The sequence below is a fragment of the Pseudomonas sp. gcc21 genome (assembly GCF_012844345.1).
Classification (GTDB): domain Bacteria; phylum Pseudomonadota; class Gammaproteobacteria; order Pseudomonadales; family Pseudomonadaceae; genus Halopseudomonas.
In genome coordinates this window covers 2,025,607-2,042,060 of sequence record NZ_CP051625.1, presented here as the reverse complement: position 1 = coordinate 2,042,060, position 16,454 = coordinate 2,025,607, and the positions used below count along the sequence as shown (strand labels likewise).

Sequence of the window (16,454 nt, the reverse complement as noted above, 5' to 3'; positions counted from 1 at the left end):
CGTCGCACGAGGTCAAGCGGGATGAATTCTCTCCACCTCAGAAATTCAAGCTGATCGGAACGGCCCGGTTGTGCCGCTCCGGTAAAATCAAGCGGTCACGATTCGCCCCAGGTGCTTCGCCAACCCACCAAATGCACAACGACCCTTTGGCCCCTTCCGTTGTCACAACCCTAACAACGCTCAAGAACGGTCCAGGTTGATCAGGGTTGCTGCGGCTTCGAGTGAGTGCCGGCGTGTCCCGATTGTTGATCGTGTTTCCTCTACCCAATCGGAGCTTATGTATGCGTTCGAGTTTTTTTTGCGAACACAAGCTACGAATTCGCCGGTCCGGCGCTCGCGGTTTCACCTTGATGGAACTGCTGATCGTCATTGTGATTGTCGGCATTCTCGCGTCCATCGCGCTGCCTTCATACCAGGGCTATATAAAGAAGAGCCGTGCCAAGACCGCGGCGGCCGATCTGGTTTCATTAGCGGCGGTGGTAGAAGGCCGTTTTCAGCGCTCGCTTGCCTATCCAACGACCAATATCACCGGCACCGCTGCGCTCAAATCGGCTTTCGGACAATGGAGCCCCGCCCAGGCCGAGCATTTTTCCCACGCCTTTGTCGCAGGCACTCCCTATCGGTTGACCGCAACAGGTAGCGGCCCGATGCAGGGCTGTGCGTTGAGTCTGGATGCGGAAAACCAGCGGACGGCTACGTCCGAATGCGGGTTCACCTCGTGGTAGTGCAAACACGTTCCCACGAGGCCGGCGTCACCTTGATTGAGTTGGGAGTGGTACTTCTGATTATCGGGTTGCTGGCACTGGCCGCTTCGCCCCTCACATCCTCCTGGACGACCAACTCCGATCTGCACACCGCCGCGGGTCAGCTTAATCAGGGCTACAGCCACGCTAAGGCAGCGGCCCTGCGTAACGCGGCGGGCGCGGTGGGCGATCAGCCGGCGGCGCGCATAGCCTTTGAGCCTGCGGCAAGGGAGTTGAAAGTGTGCACAACCCCGAGCGGTCCCTGCGATAACGCATTGTGGCGGGCCACGTTGCCATCTGGCGTGGCGTTGAGCCTGACGGGGGCGAGCTTTCCTGTTGAGCTGAACAATCGCGGACAACCCGTTGCGCCGTTTACGGCAAGTCTGTCGAAGGGAGGTGAGACTGATGTTCACTCATTCCACTAATTCAGCATGTTCACTGGGCGGATCACGCCAGCGTGGTGTTTCGCTTATCGAAGCCTTGATCAGCATTTTGCTGGTCGCAATAACCGGGCTGGGGCTGGCGTTTGTTACGACGCAGGGGCTTTCGACGCAACGCTATGCCACGACGCAGAACCAGGTACTGCTGGGCCTGCGAGAGGCGCTGCTTACAGAACCTGACGTCGAATCGTTCGACGTGGCGGGTGGCACGGTCGGTTTCAATCGCGAGCCAGAAACGCTGCAGCTGCAAGTGCGCATCGGAAACATCGAGAAGTCCGTCACCGTGCAGACCGATACGCTGGTTGTGACTGACGATCCTGCTGGTCTGATCGGCGGTGACGGCAGCTTCCGGCTCGGGTACTGAGCGTATGGTCGCCAGCTCGCGCAAACATCAGCAGGGCGTGTCGCTTATCAGCCTGATGATCGGGTTGCTGATCTCGCTTATCGCGGTAATGGGTATGATGGCGCTGTACCGTACGGTGGTGCACACCACAGCGGAGTCAGGCAGTTACGCCCGCATGAGCGGTGACCGGTCGGCGGCGGTGCTGACCGCGCACGTGCATCTGCAGGAGGCCGGGTTCGGTATAGATGAAGCTAGTCTGGGAGCTGACCTCGCATTCTGTTCTGCCAACCTGGCGCAGGGTCAGCTGACCGTCGGCAGCTGCTCCACCGGCCGACGGGGAAAATTGCTGTTATGGCGAACGCAGACGTCTGGTGAACGGTGCGCGGGTCTGTACATAACGCCCGCAGGTGACCTCCAGTATCTGCAACCCAGGCCCTGTGCAGGTGCAGAGTTGTCAGGCAGCTGGCAGGAGCAGGATCGCGCCAGACTTTATACCAAAAGCCTCGACGGGGCGGTTTTCGAATCGATGGAAGTGATCGAAGAGCGCTGCCAGGCGCTGGGTGTGGCGGGCGCCGGATCGCTGAAGGTCAATCTCATCGCACATCATCCGGTGGCAGAAGCGTACGACGCTGCCAATCCCGACACTTTTCTGCCGATTAATAGCAGTAGTTGTCTGATCAACTTCCAGTGAGGCCAGGATGAGTTTTCCGTTTTCGGCCAAGAACCAACAGGGCATCGCGACCATACTCACGGTCGTTCTGCTTGGTTTGTCGCTTGCCTCCGCTACGCTTGTCGGCGTTTCACATTTACGCTCCAGCCAAGAGCTGAGTACCAGCCTGCACGCGCAAACCATGGCGCAAAAACGCGCCTGGCTGGCGGCTGACGCCTTTGGTGAGTATCTGGAACAGGTCATACAAACCCACGGTGACTGGCAGGCCTTTGACGAGGCGGCGCGGACGCAGCCGGGTTCGCTGAGCATGGCCGGGCTGGATGATATTGCATTGCGGCTCGCCGGCTATGAAGAGACTTCGCCATCTGCCCGCTCTTTGACGCTGCACATAACCGCCACCGCTGCGCAGGGCTCCCGAGCCGCCGCAACTACCACGCTTGAAACGGTGTATCAGATCACGCCGCCAGGGTTAACCGAAGGGGAGGGGCCGCAACCGGATCGTCGGGTAATTCAGTTCCGGGACGGCCTCAATATTAGCGGTGATCTGCGCGTGCTGACGCTTCCCGGTGAGCGTTACCAGATTACAGTGGATGGCGACGTCAATCTGGGTGGGTTGTCCGCCGGCGGGATCGATGCGATCCGCTCAACCCGGTCGATACGTTTCGTCGGGGGCTCCTCGACTGATTTTCTGGAAATGCATGCCAATTGTGATGTGCAGGTGAGCAATGGCAGCTTCACCGTGGAGAATGTCAAAGCGACACGCAATGCCTGTCTGGCGAACACCATCAACAGCCAGTCGATCATTGCAAATGGCTCGGTCGAGGTGACCGGCGGTGTGCACGGCGATATCCGAGCGCTGGCCAACACGCCGACCGGGGTGGCCCAGTGCGCGACCGGCGCTGCGCAGCTGTGCTCGATTCCGTCGTCCTTTGGGGTACGCACGTATCCGTCACCGCGCATCGCGAACATCTATTCGAAAAATCATGTTGAGTTCAACAGCAGTGTCAGTGTGGGGCGTGTCCAGGCGGAGGGTGATCTGCTCATAAACAAATGCTCCCCGGAGTGGAGCACGGCCACCTATGGCGGCAGTTTTACCAATAACTCGTCCTGCAGGCGCTCGGCTACCAAAACCAGTCAGCCCGTGCTGCTGGATCCTGTGCCGCCCGTGGAAGTGGAGCCAGAAACGTTCGATGCCAACAGGCTGCGTGATATCGCCAATTACATCTATTCAATAAGAAACGGGGAGGTACGAGTCGAGATTCAGGGCGTTGACGGTATCCGGGACTCAGCCGAGGAGCTGAACCCGTTGGACGTGCGCCGGAACGGTTATTACTTTCGTAGCGCCAATATTATCGATCCCGCTAACCCGGGCTGGACCAGCCGTACCGTGGCCGGTTACGCCTGTATCAATAACAACGCACCGTCGCGCCGGGACGAGACGGATAGCCATTGCGTTGCGCGGTTAGGCCACTCGCATAACAACACCACTCCATTACCTCAGTTCAGCCGCAATAATGTCTGGAGTTTCAACGGCGATAGCCATGCCCCGGGCATTGTATTGGTAGATGGAGATATGGAGATCGGGAGTGGGACCTATACCAATACGTTCATCGCGACAGGCAACCTTCATGTCAACACTGCAGGCGGGGCAGTCTTCGCGCCGAATTATGCCGGTCGTGATGGCGTCACTGTGGAGGGGCATACGGCCCTGGGCGTGTGCAACAACCCTGTCTATGCGTTTCGACCAACCGAGTTTTGCGAAGATGGCGGTTACGACCATCGCGCATACGGTGCTATCGGTAACTTTGCCCTGCTCGCGGGGAGTTGCCCGTCTGGCAGCCAGGGCGGTTGCGCCAGCAGTTTATATTCCGGCGGCGATATACGTGTTGAGAAAGCGGTATTTGGCGCGACCAAAGCGGGCAATCTGTTCAGTAGTTCCGGGAATGCCAGGTTGTACGGGTATGTATCTTCGCTGGCCCAGCGCAATAACGGGACGACCATAAACATGATGGGGGCCAGCACGACCATCAACTTGCAGGTCCCGGTCGAACTGCAGCAGCGATATGATCCTGCTGGCGGTACCGTTATCAACGAAGTTGGCGGCACGAGCGGAGCGCCCGGCGAAGCGACGCCGGGCGCTGTGGAGTTGCGCTGGGGGCGCTATCTGTAAGGCTGACTGAATACAGGGCGGGTGAGACCAACGCAGCCTGCGCGCGCTGGCCTCACCTGACGTGTTATTGCGCTGTCACGCGCCAGACGGTATTCGACAGATCATCTGCAACAATCAGCGCGCCACGTGGATCGACGGTTACACCAACAGGCCGACCACGGGTTGTGCCGTCCTCATCGCGGAAACCCGTAACAAAGTCGACAGGCTCGCCTGAAGGGCTGCCATTGCTGAACGGTACGAATATCACCTTGTAGCCGACCGGGTTCTTCCGATTCCAGCTACCGTGCTCGCCAATGAAGACGCCTTCCGCAAAGTCCGCGCCCATGACGTCTGATGAGAAGTCCAGGCCAAGCGCGGCCACATGCGAGCCCAGGCTGTAATCGGGCGTAATGGTTTCGGCGACCTTGTCCGGATCCTGCGGGCGTACCCGCGGGTCGACATTCTGGCCCCAGTAGCTATAGGGCCAACCGTAGAACCCGCCCTCCTGCACGGAGGTAAGGTAGTCCGGCACGAGGTCCGGCCCGAGCTCATCGCGCTCGTTCACCACTGCCCAGAGTTGACCGGTTCCAGGTTGAATAGCAAGCGCGGTGGGGTTGCGCAAACCCGTGGCGTAGGGCTTGTAAGCGCCCGTTTCGGTGTTGATTTCCCAAACCATAGCCCGATCCACCTCAGCCTCCATGCCGCGTTCGGTGATATTGCTATTGGAGCCTATGCCGACGTACACAAAGCGTCCGTCGGGGCTGATGGTCATTGCCTTCGTCCAGTGATGATTGATCTCGGAGGGCAGGTCGACAATTTTCTCTGGCTCGCCGTTGGCCCTGGTCTGGCCTTCCTCATAATCGAAGCGCACCAGCGCGTCCTGGTTGGCGACATACAGATTGCCGTCGTGGAAGGCGAGCCCATAGGGAGCGTTGAGATCATCCGCGAAGACGCCCTGTTCTTCGTACGTACCATCGCCATTGCTGTCACGCAGCAATGTCAGCCGGTTTCCGCTTTCAACAGAGGTGTTGCCTTTGGCCTTTATGTAGCCGGCGATCACGTCTTTTGGCTTGAGCTTTGGAGCATTACCCCCACGGCCTTCGGCCACCAGAATATCGCCGTTGGGAAGTACCAGCGTCTGTCGAGGAATCTTCAGCTCCGTGGCAATGGCCGTTACGGTGAATCCATCGGGGACGATGGGTTGTTTATCGCCCCATTGTTCCGGTTCGGCAATTTCCATACTCGGCAACAGGCCGCGCTGGGGTTCGGGCAGTTCGGGATCGGGGCCATGCAGTTTCGCTGATTCCTGTTGTTCACCGCCACAGGCGCCCAGCATCATCGCCAGCAAGCTCAACGATAGCGTTTTCGAATATTTCATTCTGCTGCTCCCGAGCGAAGGTGGGTAAGGCCAAGCCAGGTGGCGGCACAGGCGAGCAAGGTGACGATAACCGTGAGCACAAGGCCGGTGGGCATGACCGCCCAGGCATCCTTGGCATGCTGAAGCGCGTCGATAAAGCCCAGGATCCAGGTCGCGATCAGAAGGACGAGATACAGGATGTATTTTCCGCGCTGGGCGCCGGCGCGAAATACGCCAATGATCGCGCATAATATTGCCAAACCGTTGAATACCAGGCCGCCAGCGAGCAGCCACGAGGCGAAGTTGCTCCATTGAATCTGGTAGGTGTTGTAATAGGCAACGTCACTCAACAGCGCGCCAAGAAAGAGCGGAATGGTGCCGGCGAGTAGGGTGGCATGTAACGGGTGAATAGTTCGATGCGGGTAATGGCGGTCGACAGTCGCGGTCACGGCGGGTTCCTCATTGCTGATCCAGTAATGCCTTGAGCGAATGCGCTCATAAACATTGCTAAGTTATGCGTGCAAGGGCCTCGTACTGCCGGAGTATAGTTCACCCCGGCCCGCTGGCCAGCGGATGTACTGATCTAGAGCGGTGACGCAGGGTCCGGAACAGGAAGGGTTGGCAGGGAGTAGAAAGGCACCGCTGCTATGCTGGGCATGTTCGCCCTGCATAGCGATGCTGACACTGTTCAGATTCCAGTCTGATGCTGATAGCCGCTTTCGGTGCCGTTTCGGATACAACCGCCGGCCTACTCGGTCATCTGGTTGGATTGATCCCGAACCTCATCACAGGTCTTTTTCTGCTCTGCTTCGGACAGACCTTCCCATCGTGCTTCTGCTTCTTTCATACCCGCCGCATACGCTTGCTCGAAGCTATCTCCGTCCATGCCATTTTGTGCGAGGGTCTGCTTCTGCTGCGACTTGAGTTCGTTGAGCTGATCTTCTGAATAACCGCCGCATTTTGAAGCCGTCAAATGCATGGCACCGCCAAACTTGGCGAGTTGCGTTTCAGAGTCGTCCATCGGGGCCTTGTCCTGAGCTTGGCTGATATTCACGGCGCAGGCCAATGCAAGGCCGGACAGGAAGACAGGGCTGGAGAAAAATTTTGTTTTGAAGATCGACATAGGCGTTCCTATTGTTGCGGGAGGCAGTGAGCAAAGTTGTTGGACCATGTTGCCAGGGGTTTTGCTCACCCTGGAGATTGGATAAATGTAAGCGTAGCCAAGGCGAGGGAGCTGCAACAATGGCGTGCGATGTGATATCAAAATGATATATCCTTTGGCCCGGAAGAGACTGAAACGGATTTCCTCTGGTCCTGCTGCAGCCAATGAAGGCTTAATGTTGCTGAGACTTGCGATAGATTCGCGCTTCGGAAACCCCTTTCTGATCTTCTCAACTACTCGATCTCGCTCAGGCGCCATGTCTAATCATGGCTGGTGCCTTTGCGTCTATTACTCGTGGTACAAGGAAGGTAGATGAAACAAATCAAGAAGTGGCCTCTGGCAATCGCGATCTCTTCGGCACTTGTGTTGTCGGCATGTGGCGGCGGCGGCGGTGGCGGCAGTGATGATACTGGTGGCACTGGTGGTGCAGGCACTGCACAGCCGCAGAGCACAATCAATGGTACTGCCGCTAAAGGTATCGTCAAAGGCGGACTGGTAAAGGCCTATCTGGTGGGAGCAAATGGTAAAGGTGACCTTATCGCTGAGGCCGAAACCAAGAGCGATGGCACCTATAGCCTGAAACTGCCTTCCAGCTATAGCGGCCAAGCTCTACTGCTCGAGATCTCGGCAAAAAATGGCACTCTTATCCGCTGCGACATAGCTATTTGCGTACCCAAGTCGGACAGTACCGAGGCTGTGACCTTCGGTACAGATTTCTCCGCGCCAGCCAACTTCAAGCTGCTTGCCATCTCTCCAGGTGTTACCACCGATACAGTGCAGATCAGCGCTACGCCATTGACCAGCATCGCCGCTGACCTGGCACTCGCCACGTTGCAGAGCTCTCCTTCCGCGGACCCGAAACAAGTCGCTCTTAGTTCCAACACGCGCGTTGCGAACCGGTTCAATCTGCAAAGCGATCTGACAGCGTTGAAGGTTGTTGATCTGACCGACGCCAGAGCTGTAGCCGCTGCTGATAGCGCGCAGGCTGGTTACAACCTGGTCTCCGCAGCGGTCGCGAGCGTTCCAGGCAAATCCATGCTGGAAGCATTCGCAGGCTTCGCCGCTCAATACAGTAAGGATGGGGTAGCGGACGCTGCTTCAAGCGCTGGCGGACCCAGCATCGAGAGTATTCTGGAGCAGGCTGTACAAATTACCGCCCAGATCGAGGCACAAGCTGCGAAGCAAAAAGTTGATCTCCCGGCTTTATCATCGGTCAAAAGCAACCTTGAAGCAGGAAAGGCGGATGCGGCGCTTGGTTCGACCACTCCATCTAAGGGGGCCGCGCCTGCCGATCTTGGTTTGGAGGGGCTTCCTGCCACTAAAGCTTTTGTGCAACAGGTTCGCGATTTGGCGAACCTCGCAGTGCTGGAGGAGAACCTCCAAGGCTTTCGGGAAGAGGTGGAGCTGGTAGCTCAATTGAACGCGCCTGAAGCTAAAGCCTCGACTAAAGCAGTTAGCGCCGCTTTGCGCGCAATCGCTCAAGCCCTTGAAGAGAACCAAAACGGTAGCGACGCGAACAGTTTTGAGTACGATGGACTGACCGTGCAGCGTGTTTCCGCCAACTACTTTGTTCGTCAGACTGTAGACACTGCTATTTCAGAAGAAGGGCAGCTACGCACAATTCCGGTATATTTGGATCTGGCCGCCAAAGTTAACTACTCTGATGAGATTGTAGAAGAAGGTCTCGAAGAGCCTGATTATTTCGATCCTCATTATGACTCAGCTGAAGGAAGTTGGACTCAAGCCGGTACTGCGGAAGCTGACATATCACTGGAAGGCTCGGTTGCTACAGATCAGGTCACGATCAACATAAAAACTGGGTCGCTACTTAAAGGTAGCCTTGTTGTCGATAATAGCTCGGACTGGAAAAGCACATATTACGGTAATGACTATGATAAAGAGCGGTATGAAATTACCGACTTGAAAACTCTTCTCGACGTAAAAATGGTTGTTAGCGGCGAGCATTATGTCAGTTTCGATGGTAAGCTGGAGCTAGATATAAACAATCTAAAATTTATGTCTGAGTACACCGATGGGAATGACTATGACGAATCAAATTCGGAACTATCGGTAGGGCATGCCGGTCTGGTAATATCGGGACAGCTTAAAAGCGAACAAAACTACCTTGAAGCTTCTGCCTCTCTCAATGCGGCTGATCTGGCAGGTACGTGTATAGAAAACGAATATTACAGCGGGCAACTTAAGGATATAAGCGACTGCGATGCGTCCGATTCTGGTGTTATTAGCTTAACTGTATCCTATGCTATGCATTTGCACGGTATGAACTATCCAATAAAAGTGACCGCAAACGCCAAAAACAACGGACTGGAAAGTATCATCGGATCTGCATCATTAAACTATGAGGATGGCCAGCGATTCGACTTGGTATACAACGGCAAGCAAGGCGATTTGCAGTCGGCGACCTTGACCAACCACAACAACGTCACGCTAACGCTGACTGAAGCGAAGCAGGATGGCGATAAAACCCTGACCGGCAACATCACCTGGCAAGGCAAGCAATACGCTACCTTGGATGATAAAACTGGCGCTGTGATTATTACTTATAATGACGGTGAGTTCGAAAGCCTGTAATAACGGCTCTGAACTTTATGAAGGGGGAGCCTGGCTTCCCCTTTTTTCATTATTCGAGCTCTCCCCTCAAAATACATGTGTCAGGATTCCACTGTGCAGCACTTATCTCGCATCATCTGCCTCGCCGCGGCTTCAACCTGTATTCAGTTCGCGCCAGTTTACGCGGATTCTCGATTTCAAACGTACGCAAGCATAGACAGTAAAACCTATAGTGAAATAGCTCCAATCAAACAGATGGTTGATGGGCTGGAAGGTAAACCTATCGATTCAGGCGACTTTGCGTTCACACATAACCAGCTGGAAGTGGGGCAAATTTGGAACGGCTTCGAACTAGCTTTTTTTTGGCGCTACGATTATTACCTGCAGTTCGATGAAAACACGGCCGACATCCTTTATCAGGACGCCAACGACCTCCCAGTGAAGAAAGGGCGTCGATATGATGTACATCTGCGTGCTAATCATCTGCGCTCAAGCGGTGTAGGAATTGGCTACCGTTACGAATTCTCACCATCCCTGAGCGCTCGAGTCAGATTGAATTATCTCACCGCTTCGGAGATGCAGGATGGCGTCCTTAGCGGCTATGTGGATACGCAAGCCGGTGGCTATAGCGGAAAACTCGATTTGGATTACGGTTATTCCGAAGACCTTTTATTGGACAGGCCGACTGAATCTGTCAAAGGACGCGGTTTTGCCGCGGATTTCGATATCGATTGGCACATCACCGAACACTTGAGCACCTACATACGCGGGCGTGATGTCTATTCGCGCATTCGCTGGAAAAACCTGACCTACACGGAAGCTTCAGCCGCTACTGATCGTGCGAGTTACCGTCCCGATGGATCGCTCACGTTTCGCCCTGCTGTGAAGGGAATAAATGGTTACCGCAATCACACCCAGGAGCTCCCGAGCCGATATACGCTTGGCGCACTGTATAGGCTGAATCCGAACTGGAGTTTAGAGAGCGCTGTTTTTGCATACGACGACCATCTCTTTCCCTCTGTGGCAGTAAACTGGCACCTGCGTCACGCTACGGTGCAATACAGTTATGATTTTCAGTCCGAATCAGCTGGCGTCGGGCTGAAAAGCAGGTATTTCGAATTCATGCTGGCTTCAGACGATACAGATTGGGAAAAAGCCAAGGCTCTGGTTCTTCAGCTAACGGCTCGCTTGGAATACTAAAGCATTCGATGGCTGCTCCAGAGCACGTGCTGGAGTAGCCTGGGCTTGTCAAACCTGCTTTCTCACATGCTATCCGATATCAGCTATTCTCCTTTCTGAATGCTAAGTCGTTGCATTAAGCACACGAAGCAATCAGATTACTACCAGCCGTCTCGGCGATATCGGAGAAAAAAAGATATGAGTTTTGTTCAAGAGTTTAAAGCCTTCGCGATGCGCGGCAACGTTATTGATATGGCCGTGGGTATCATCATTGGTGCTGCGTTCGGCAAGGTGGTGTCATCCTTCGTGGATAATATCGTCATGCCGCCGTTGGGGATGCTGATAGGTGGGGTGGATTTCAGTGATCTGGCTATCGTCTTGCGGGAGGCGCAGGGTGATCTTGCTGCGGTCACGATAGGCTATGGTGCCTTCATTCAAAGCGTTGTGGATTTTCTGATCATCGCTGCAGCGATTTTCGTCGCGATCAAGGTGATGAATAGTCTGAAGCGCAAGGAAGAAGAAGTACCCGATGCCCCGCCTGCACCCAGCACTGAAGAACTTCTGCTGACGGATATCCGAGATCTTTTGCAGCGCCAGGTCAATAAGCCCTGATAGCGAAGGCTTGAGCCTGGCTCCAGTGGACAACGCCGGCTCAAGCCACGAGAAAAGGGCGTCGACGTCGCCCTTTCTAACTATTATCAGACCAGACAGCATATTCATTCCCGTTAGGGTCTGCGAAATGAAATCGCTTGCCTCCTGGGAAGTCGAATATGTCCTGGAGAATCACCCCACCACAGTGTTTTACCTTTCGAACAGAATCCGCAAGGTCAGTGCTGTTAAGCACCACCAGCACACTTCCATTCTCGGTAGTGGCTATTTTATCTGACCTGAAAAACCCGCCGTCCAATCCGGCATTTTCAACCGCGATGTAATCAGGTCCGTAATCGATGAATGTCCATCCGAATGCCGAACGGAAAAAACTCTTGGTCACTGCAAGGTCGCGTGAGGGCAGTTCAACATAGTCGATTTTTCCGGTCTCTTTCATGGCTTCCTCTATCGTTTCGTTGGTTCGGCTCTCTAGTGTAGCTGCGGTCAGCTAAGTCAGCGGTGCGCTATCGCTTTGGTTCGGTCGAGGGCGGACGAAGTGAGTCGGCTGATAATTCTTCAGTCAGTAATGGCACTTTGCACCAAGGCGAAACCCTGGTGCACCATTTAAACGCAACGGCGAGGTCGGTCGACTGGACGTCGAGATGGTTTTACTGATGTAACTAATTGATAGTCAAGCGTTTTTATAGATTGGCAAGCTTAATGCTAAGTACTCCATACCAACTTCTTCTTCTTCGCAAATTGGATTTAGCAAACATGGAGTACTACCGCATGATGAAAAAACTTGCCGTTGTCGTTGCCGCTACCAGCGCGATTGGTTTTGCCAGCGTTTCCCAGGCTGAAGCCTTTGATACTGCACTCGGCGAACTCGATGTAAGCATGACTGCTACGCTTGCCAGCGATTACATATGGCGGGGCCAGTCCCAAACTGATGGTGCTGGCGCCGTTCAGGGCAGTCTGGATATCGCCCATGAAAGCGGTCTGTACATTGGCGCCTGGGCATCCAACATTGACGGCTCGGAGGATGGCTTCGATGGTGCGAGTATTGAAATAGACTATTACGTCGGTTACGGCGGTGACATCACCGATAACGTTAGTTACGACATCCAGTGGGCCACTTATACCTATCCGGGAAACAGTTCCTGGGACGTCGATGAAGTCATTGGCAGCCTCGGATTTTACGGCTTCAACGCAGGTGTGAAGTATGCGTACGATCTCGACCCGGAGCCGCTTTATTATTTCCTTGATTACGGGTTCAGTCTCCCCTATGACCTCGGCCTTGGTTTGCACTATGGTTACGCAGACGCCAACGACAGTGACGCCGATAATTACAGCGACTGGGCAGTAAGTCTCGGCAAGCAGGTACTGGGTCTTGATCTGGCTCTGATGTACTCCAACACCGATATTGATGGCGGTTGCGATGGTAACTGCGATTCAAACGTAACGTTCGCGGTATCCAAGACCCTCTGATTCGCGGGCGTCTGACACGCCTGAAATTCATCGACTGCATTTACGCCGGCTTCGCTCTCGAGCCGGCGTCTTTTTTTGCTCCGAACGCGCCGAAGCGCATGTGCCGTATAGGAAAGCGCGCTGCTATCATCCTTCGGTGTCTTCCTGTGAGTGCGAACCGATGAAAAGCTGGATATTCCTGACCGTTGCAATTGTTGCCGAAGTAATCGGGACCACGGCACTGAAAGCGAGCGCCGGGTTCAGCAAGCCCTGGCCATCAGTGCTGGTTGTAGTCGGTTACGGCATTGCTTTTTACCTATTAGCGCTGACGCTGCGCACAATCCCGGTGGGCATTGCCTACGCCGTCTGGTCGGGCGCGGGCATAGTGCTTATTACGGCGGTCGCCTGGTTGTTGTTTGGCCAGAAATTGGACCCGCCAGCGCTTGTTGGCATGGGCTTGATCATCGCCGGTGTGATTGTGTTGAACGTGTTCTCCAAGGCGGTGGTGTAATCCGCAAATGAACCGGCTCCCAAAAGGCTATCGGCCCGAGGTGGGATGACGCAGGTAGTTTGGTTGTAGCTTGGCTTTGCGATATGTTTGCAGCGCAATGACTGCGAGTTATCAATAAGGAAAATCATGAAACGGATTTCAATAGTGCTGGCGTGTCTGTTGTCTGGCACGGTCGCAGCGGATCAGCTCAAGGCTTTTGACTTCGAGATTCCTCCGCAGTCTGCGCAAGCCAAGGCAGGTCCTGTCAGCTGTGCATTTGAGGATCTGGAGCTGCCTGCCGATCTGTTGGTGTATGCAGCGGGAGCCTATGCGGGGCGGGCGCTTGATTTTCAGATTGACCAGAGCGGGCACGCAGCGACCCGGTTTGATGTTGCGGTGAACAGCCCGTCGCGCCCGGTTGCGCTGATCCTCGGCGCGTATGAGCCGACCGTCTGGAATCTAGGTTGGACGCAGGGTACCGAGATCGTCGCGGTACTGGTATCAGGCTACCACCGGCAGGCTATTGCAGGGCTCGCCAGCACTGTTCCGGTATTTAACAGCAGCTATCACAACCGTGGCCCCTGCGGTTACGTTTATATCGGCAAGGGCCGGAACACCGCGCTTAACCCGCTTTCCCGGAAGTTGTTTGGCGCACCGGTGGATCTCGTCTATCCCGGCGATAAGTCGGGCGCTATCGTTATTGGTGAACCGCTCGAGCAGGGAACTGCTCTGGTTACGTCCGCTGAGGTTTCGCCGTCGAGCTTCAGGGATGCAGATGCGCCTTTGGCGGGGCAGCCCGGTATTGATAGTGCAATCACCAAGGGTGTGCTTCGGCCCGCGACGACGGCAGATGTCAATGCCTGGGTTGACGCAGTTGTTGCCAATTCGCCGGCGCTGGATGTTCCCCCTGTCGCCGGCGAAGGCATCCCCAGGCCCGCGGCACCAGGCCTGCACAAGGCGTATGTTGTGCTCAAGCAGTTCACCTATCCGGCCGGCTTGTTCGGTGCCCATTCCGCGGTCTTTCTCGTCCCGCAAGGTGTCCCGTTACCCGAAGGCGATCCGGGCCACTCCGCTGTGTATGACTTCAATGCGTTGCAATGCCGAGGGGCGAGATGTTGAGCTTATAGGGGCAGCGCGCCAGGCATGTGCCGCCGCATGCCCAACGGGATGCGGCGTAGCGTTGGTTTCGCTTATCGTTGTGTCAACTTCTCGATCAAGCTAACGAAGCGGTCCATGTAGCTTTTCAGGAACTGATGGCTGTCTTCGCCGATCTCGCCGTTATCAGTAATCAGACCGGGGCGGAATTGCAGATAGGCTTCGCCTCCCAATACCACCGAGCCGAGAATGCCCATGATCTGGCGCAGATGCTGCTGCGCCAGTGCGGTGCCCATTGCGCCTGGTGATGCGCCAGTGATGGCAACGGGTTTATCAAACCAGACGTTCTTGTCCATTGGCTTGGAACCCCAGTCAATCGCGTTCTTCAACACCGCCGGGAGTGATCTGTTGTGTTCCGGCGTGACAATCAACACGGCATCGGCTGCACGGATCTCGTCGGTAAACCGGTTCACGCTGGCTGGGCGCTCGCCTTCCAGGTCGAGGTTGTATAACGGCAGATCATCAATCTGCGGATAGCTGACCGCAACGTTGCCTGGCAGCAGTTTGACCATCGCCTGGGCTAGCTGACGGTTGGTTGATTCGCGGCGGTTACTGCCCACGATCACAGCCAGATGGTAAGTACTCATAAATATGCATCTCCTATTGTCGGTTGGATTCTGCTGACGGAACTGAATAAGACTGTGGAAATTATCGGGCAGCTAATCCGATATAAAAAGGGCGATATTTACGACGTAATTATCGAAAAGATGGATGTGTTTGCTGCGCTCCGGCTCGGATTTTGCGCCGTGGCGCCGGTCACTATGTTCACCGGGCTAGAGACGGTACCACTCCCTGGGTTCCCTCCGCGCTCTGCTGGCGGCTTCCTGCATGCGGGCTAAACTGAGCTGGTCCGATCATTGCAAAGGTGGGCGTCGTTCTTCACACAATCTGAACATCCGGAGTTAGTTGAAATGAAAATCCAAGCCGCAGTCACCCATGCTCAGGGCGATGAGTTCGCCATCGAAGAGGTATCGCTTTCCGCACCCAAATCGAATGAAGTGCTGATCAAGGTGATTGCCACTGGCGTGTGCCATACCGACGCGGTAGCCCGTGATCTGGGCATCTCCCCGTACCCCATCGTGTTGGGGCATGAAGGTTCCGGTATCGTTGAGCAAGTTGGAGACAGCGTGACAAGCCTAGCCGCGGGCGATCATGTTGTGATGTCCTTTGCGCATTGTGGTCAGTGCGAGAACTGCCTGACGGGCCACCCGACCGTGTGCTCGCGGTTTAACGAGCTGAACTTTGGAGGGCGTATGGACGATTGCACCTGCCGGCTACATCAGGGCGACACCGAGCTCGCTACCTTCTTCGGGCAATCGTCTTTCGGCACGCATGTCGTTGCGCATGAGCGCAATGTGGTGAAAGTCGACAAGGAAGTGGATCTGGCCCTGCTGGGGCCCCTGGGCTGTGGCATTCAGACCGGTGCCGGTACGGTGCTCAATCGCCTGAAACCTGAGTTCGGCACCTCCATCGCGATATACGGCTGCGGCGCGGTGGGTTTGAGCGCGATCATGGCGGCGAAGATCGCAGGCTGCCAGCAGATTTTCGCAATCGACGTGCACGATAGCCGCTTGGAGCTGGCAAAGGAGCTAGGCGCTACCCATGCGCTGAATGGCAAGCAGGTGGATGTGGTCAAGGAAATCAAGGAAATCACTGGCGGCGGAACGCATTACGCGGTGGAAAGCACCGGCGTGCCACCGGTCGTGCGCCAGAGCCTGCATGCGTTACGGCCGCTGGGCACCGTTGCCATCGTGGGTGTCACGCCTGAAATGAACATTGATGTGCATAACGACGTGATGGCCGAAGGCAAGAGCATGATCGGCGTGATCGAGGGTGACTCAGTGCCGCGAGTGTTTATTCCCAAGCTGGTTGAGTTTTACAAGGCCGGGAAGTTTCCATTCGACAAGCTGGTCCGGTTCTACAACTTCGATCAAATCAATCAAGCCTTTGAAGACTCCGCTAATGGCGTGGCGGTCAAGCCGATACTTAAGTTGGCTTGAGGCGTCCCACAAGAACGGCGTAAACGCCGGATTTCCCAAATGGGAGGCGCGATCGGAACGCCGAACCGCCGCGGCGATCTGGCCGACAGGCCAGCTTGAACCAAACCCGGGGCGTCCTGCGGCCGCCGATCGCGGCGGGT

General features: G+C 55.5%; 17 protein-coding genes. 12 read left to right on the top strand and 5 right to left on the bottom strand.

Features of this window, described 5'->3' with window-relative positions; translation table 11 throughout:
• The first annotated feature begins 281 nt into the window (after window positions 1–281).
• Genes HG264_RS09380 through HG264_RS09360 form a run of 5 tightly spaced genes read left to right on the top strand, consistent with a single transcriptional unit; the run spans window position 282 to window position 4,366 of the window.
• Window positions 282–725 (top strand): type IV pilin protein, encoded by a 444-nt coding sequence (locus tag HG264_RS09380; protein WP_169407413.1) that lies wholly within the window; start codon window positions 282–284, stop codon window positions 723–725.
• Window positions 726–772: 47 nt separating this feature from the next.
• Entirely contained in the window at window positions 773–1,168 is a 396-nt protein-coding gene (locus tag HG264_RS09375; protein ID WP_169407412.1) for a hypothetical protein, read from the top strand.
• Complete coding sequence (locus HG264_RS09370; RefSeq protein WP_169407411.1) at window positions 1,149–1,547, top strand: prepilin-type N-terminal cleavage/methylation domain-containing protein; 399 nt, start codon at window positions 1,149–1,151, stop codon at window positions 1,545–1,547. Before HG264_RS09375 ends, HG264_RS09370 begins: the two co-directional genes overlap by 20 nt.
• Window positions 1,519–2,217, top strand: a complete 699-nt coding sequence (locus HG264_RS09365) for a PilW family protein (RefSeq protein ID WP_169407410.1) — start codon at window positions 1,519–1,521, stop codon at window positions 2,215–2,217. Before HG264_RS09370 ends, HG264_RS09365 begins: the two co-directional genes overlap by 29 nt.
• A gap of 7 nt (window positions 2,218–2,224) precedes the next feature.
• Complete coding sequence (locus tag HG264_RS09360) at window positions 2,225–4,366, top strand: hypothetical protein (protein ID WP_169407409.1); 2,142 nt, start codon at window positions 2,225–2,227, stop codon at window positions 4,364–4,366.
• A 64-nt stretch (window positions 4,367–4,430) separates the two neighbouring features.
• Here HG264_RS09360 and HG264_RS09355 read toward each other — a convergent pair whose 3' ends face one another.
• From HG264_RS09355 to HG264_RS09345, 3 genes are all read right to left on the bottom strand, one after another.
• Window positions 4,431–5,723, bottom strand: coding sequence for a sorbosone dehydrogenase family protein (locus HG264_RS09355; RefSeq protein WP_169407408.1), 1,293 nt, complete (start codon window positions 5,721–5,723; stop codon window positions 4,431–4,433).
• Window positions 5,720–6,151 (bottom strand): DUF2231 domain-containing protein, encoded by a 432-nt coding sequence (locus tag HG264_RS09350; RefSeq protein ID WP_169407407.1) that lies wholly within the window; start codon window positions 6,149–6,151, stop codon window positions 5,720–5,722. The genes HG264_RS09355 and HG264_RS09350 overlap by 4 nt, the downstream gene beginning before the upstream one ends.
• A gap of 299 nt (window positions 6,152–6,450) precedes the next feature.
• Window positions 6,451–6,825, bottom strand: a complete 375-nt coding sequence (locus tag HG264_RS09345; RefSeq protein WP_169407406.1) for a hypothetical protein — start codon at window positions 6,823–6,825, stop codon at window positions 6,451–6,453.
• Window positions 6,826–7,176: 351 nt separating this feature from the next.
• Here HG264_RS09345 and HG264_RS09340 point away from each other — a divergent pair, with 351 nt between their 5' ends.
• From HG264_RS09340 to mscL, 3 genes are all read left to right on the top strand, one after another.
• Window positions 7,177–9,456, top strand: a complete 2,280-nt coding sequence (locus HG264_RS09340; protein WP_169407405.1) for a hypothetical protein — start codon at window positions 7,177–7,179, stop codon at window positions 9,454–9,456.
• 93 nt (window positions 9,457–9,549) lie between these two features.
• A complete protein-coding gene (locus HG264_RS09335) occupies window positions 9,550–10,635 on the top strand; it encodes a hypothetical protein (RefSeq protein ID WP_169407404.1) in 1,086 nt (361 codons plus the stop codon).
• A gap of 177 nt (window positions 10,636–10,812) precedes the next feature.
• Entirely contained in the window at window positions 10,813–11,226 is a 414-nt protein-coding gene (mscL, locus tag HG264_RS09330) for a large-conductance mechanosensitive channel protein MscL (protein WP_169407403.1), read from the top strand.
• A 76-nt stretch (window positions 11,227–11,302) separates the two neighbouring features.
• On the opposite strand, the gene HG264_RS09325 is transcribed toward mscL, so the two are convergent.
• Window positions 11,303–11,659: a VOC family protein gene (locus HG264_RS09325; RefSeq protein WP_169407402.1), complete on the bottom strand. Its 357-nt coding sequence runs from the start codon at window positions 11,657–11,659 to the stop codon at window positions 11,303–11,305.
• Between the two features lie 332 nt (window positions 11,660–11,991).
• Between HG264_RS09325 and HG264_RS09320 the strand changes: the two genes are divergently transcribed.
• The 3 genes from HG264_RS09320 to HG264_RS09310 all read left to right on the top strand — a co-directional run bounded on the left by HG264_RS09320 (window position 11,992) and on the right by HG264_RS09310 (window position 14,278).
• Window positions 11,992–12,690, top strand: coding sequence for a TorF family putative porin (locus HG264_RS09320; RefSeq protein WP_169407401.1), 699 nt, complete (start codon window positions 11,992–11,994; stop codon window positions 12,688–12,690).
• A 160-nt stretch (window positions 12,691–12,850) separates the two neighbouring features.
• Window positions 12,851–13,180, top strand: a complete 330-nt coding sequence (locus tag HG264_RS09315; protein ID WP_169407400.1) for a multidrug efflux SMR transporter — start codon at window positions 12,851–12,853, stop codon at window positions 13,178–13,180.
• A 126-nt stretch (window positions 13,181–13,306) separates the two neighbouring features.
• Window positions 13,307–14,278 carry a hypothetical protein gene (locus tag HG264_RS09310; protein WP_169407399.1) on the top strand — a complete coding sequence of 324 codons (972 nt, stop codon included), beginning with the start codon at window positions 13,307–13,309 and terminating at the stop codon, window positions 14,276–14,278.
• 71 nt (window positions 14,279–14,349) lie between these two features.
• On the opposite strand, the gene HG264_RS09305 is transcribed toward HG264_RS09310, so the two are convergent.
• Window positions 14,350–14,901, bottom strand: coding sequence for an NADPH-dependent FMN reductase (locus HG264_RS09305; RefSeq protein WP_169407398.1), 552 nt, complete (start codon window positions 14,899–14,901; stop codon window positions 14,350–14,352).
• A 324-nt stretch (window positions 14,902–15,225) separates the two neighbouring features.
• Between HG264_RS09305 and HG264_RS09300 the strand changes: the two genes are divergently transcribed.
• Entirely contained in the window at window positions 15,226–16,314 is a 1,089-nt protein-coding gene (locus HG264_RS09300) for an NAD(P)-dependent alcohol dehydrogenase (RefSeq protein WP_169407397.1), read from the top strand.
• Window positions 16,315–16,454: the final 140 nt, after the last annotated feature.

What these genes read in the sequence shown, in the direction of transcription:
- HG264_RS09370 (WP_169407411.1), top strand. Translation starts at nt 1,149, where the DNA reads ATGTTCACTCATTCCACTAATTCAGCATGTTCACTGGGCGGATCACGC.
- HG264_RS09360 (WP_169407409.1), top strand. Translation starts at nt 2,225, where the DNA reads ATGAGTTTTCCGTTTTCGGCCAAGAACCAACAGGGCATCGCGACCATA.
- HG264_RS09320 (WP_169407401.1), top strand. Translation starts at nt 11,992, where the DNA reads ATGATGAAAAAACTTGCCGTTGTCGTTGCCGCTACCAGCGCGATTGGT.
- HG264_RS09305 (WP_169407398.1), bottom strand. Translation starts at nt 14,901, where the DNA reads ATGAGTACTTACCATCTGGCTGTGATCGTGGGCAGTAACCGCCGCGAA.
- HG264_RS09340 (WP_169407405.1), top strand. Translation starts at nt 7,177, where the DNA reads ATGAAACAAATCAAGAAGTGGCCTCTGGCAATCGCGATCTCTTCGGCA.
- HG264_RS09345 (WP_169407406.1), bottom strand. Translation starts at nt 6,825, where the DNA reads ATGTCGATCTTCAAAACAAAATTTTTCTCCAGCCCTGTCTTCCTGTCC.
- HG264_RS09300 (WP_169407397.1), top strand. Translation starts at nt 15,226, where the DNA reads ATGAAAATCCAAGCCGCAGTCACCCATGCTCAGGGCGATGAGTTCGCC.
- HG264_RS09380 (WP_169407413.1), top strand. Translation starts at nt 282, where the DNA reads ATGCGTTCGAGTTTTTTTTGCGAACACAAGCTACGAATTCGCCGGTCC.
- HG264_RS09310 (WP_169407399.1), top strand. Translation starts at nt 13,307, where the DNA reads ATGAAACGGATTTCAATAGTGCTGGCGTGTCTGTTGTCTGGCACGGTC.
- mscL (WP_169407403.1), top strand. Translation starts at nt 10,813, where the DNA reads ATGAGTTTTGTTCAAGAGTTTAAAGCCTTCGCGATGCGCGGCAACGTT.
- HG264_RS09355 (WP_169407408.1), bottom strand. Translation starts at nt 5,723, where the DNA reads ATGAAATATTCGAAAACGCTATCGTTGAGCTTGCTGGCGATGATGCTG.
- HG264_RS09315 (WP_169407400.1), top strand. Translation starts at nt 12,851, where the DNA reads ATGAAAAGCTGGATATTCCTGACCGTTGCAATTGTTGCCGAAGTAATC.
- HG264_RS09325 (WP_169407402.1), bottom strand. Translation starts at nt 11,659, where the DNA reads ATGAAAGAGACCGGAAAAATCGACTATGTTGAACTGCCCTCACGCGAC.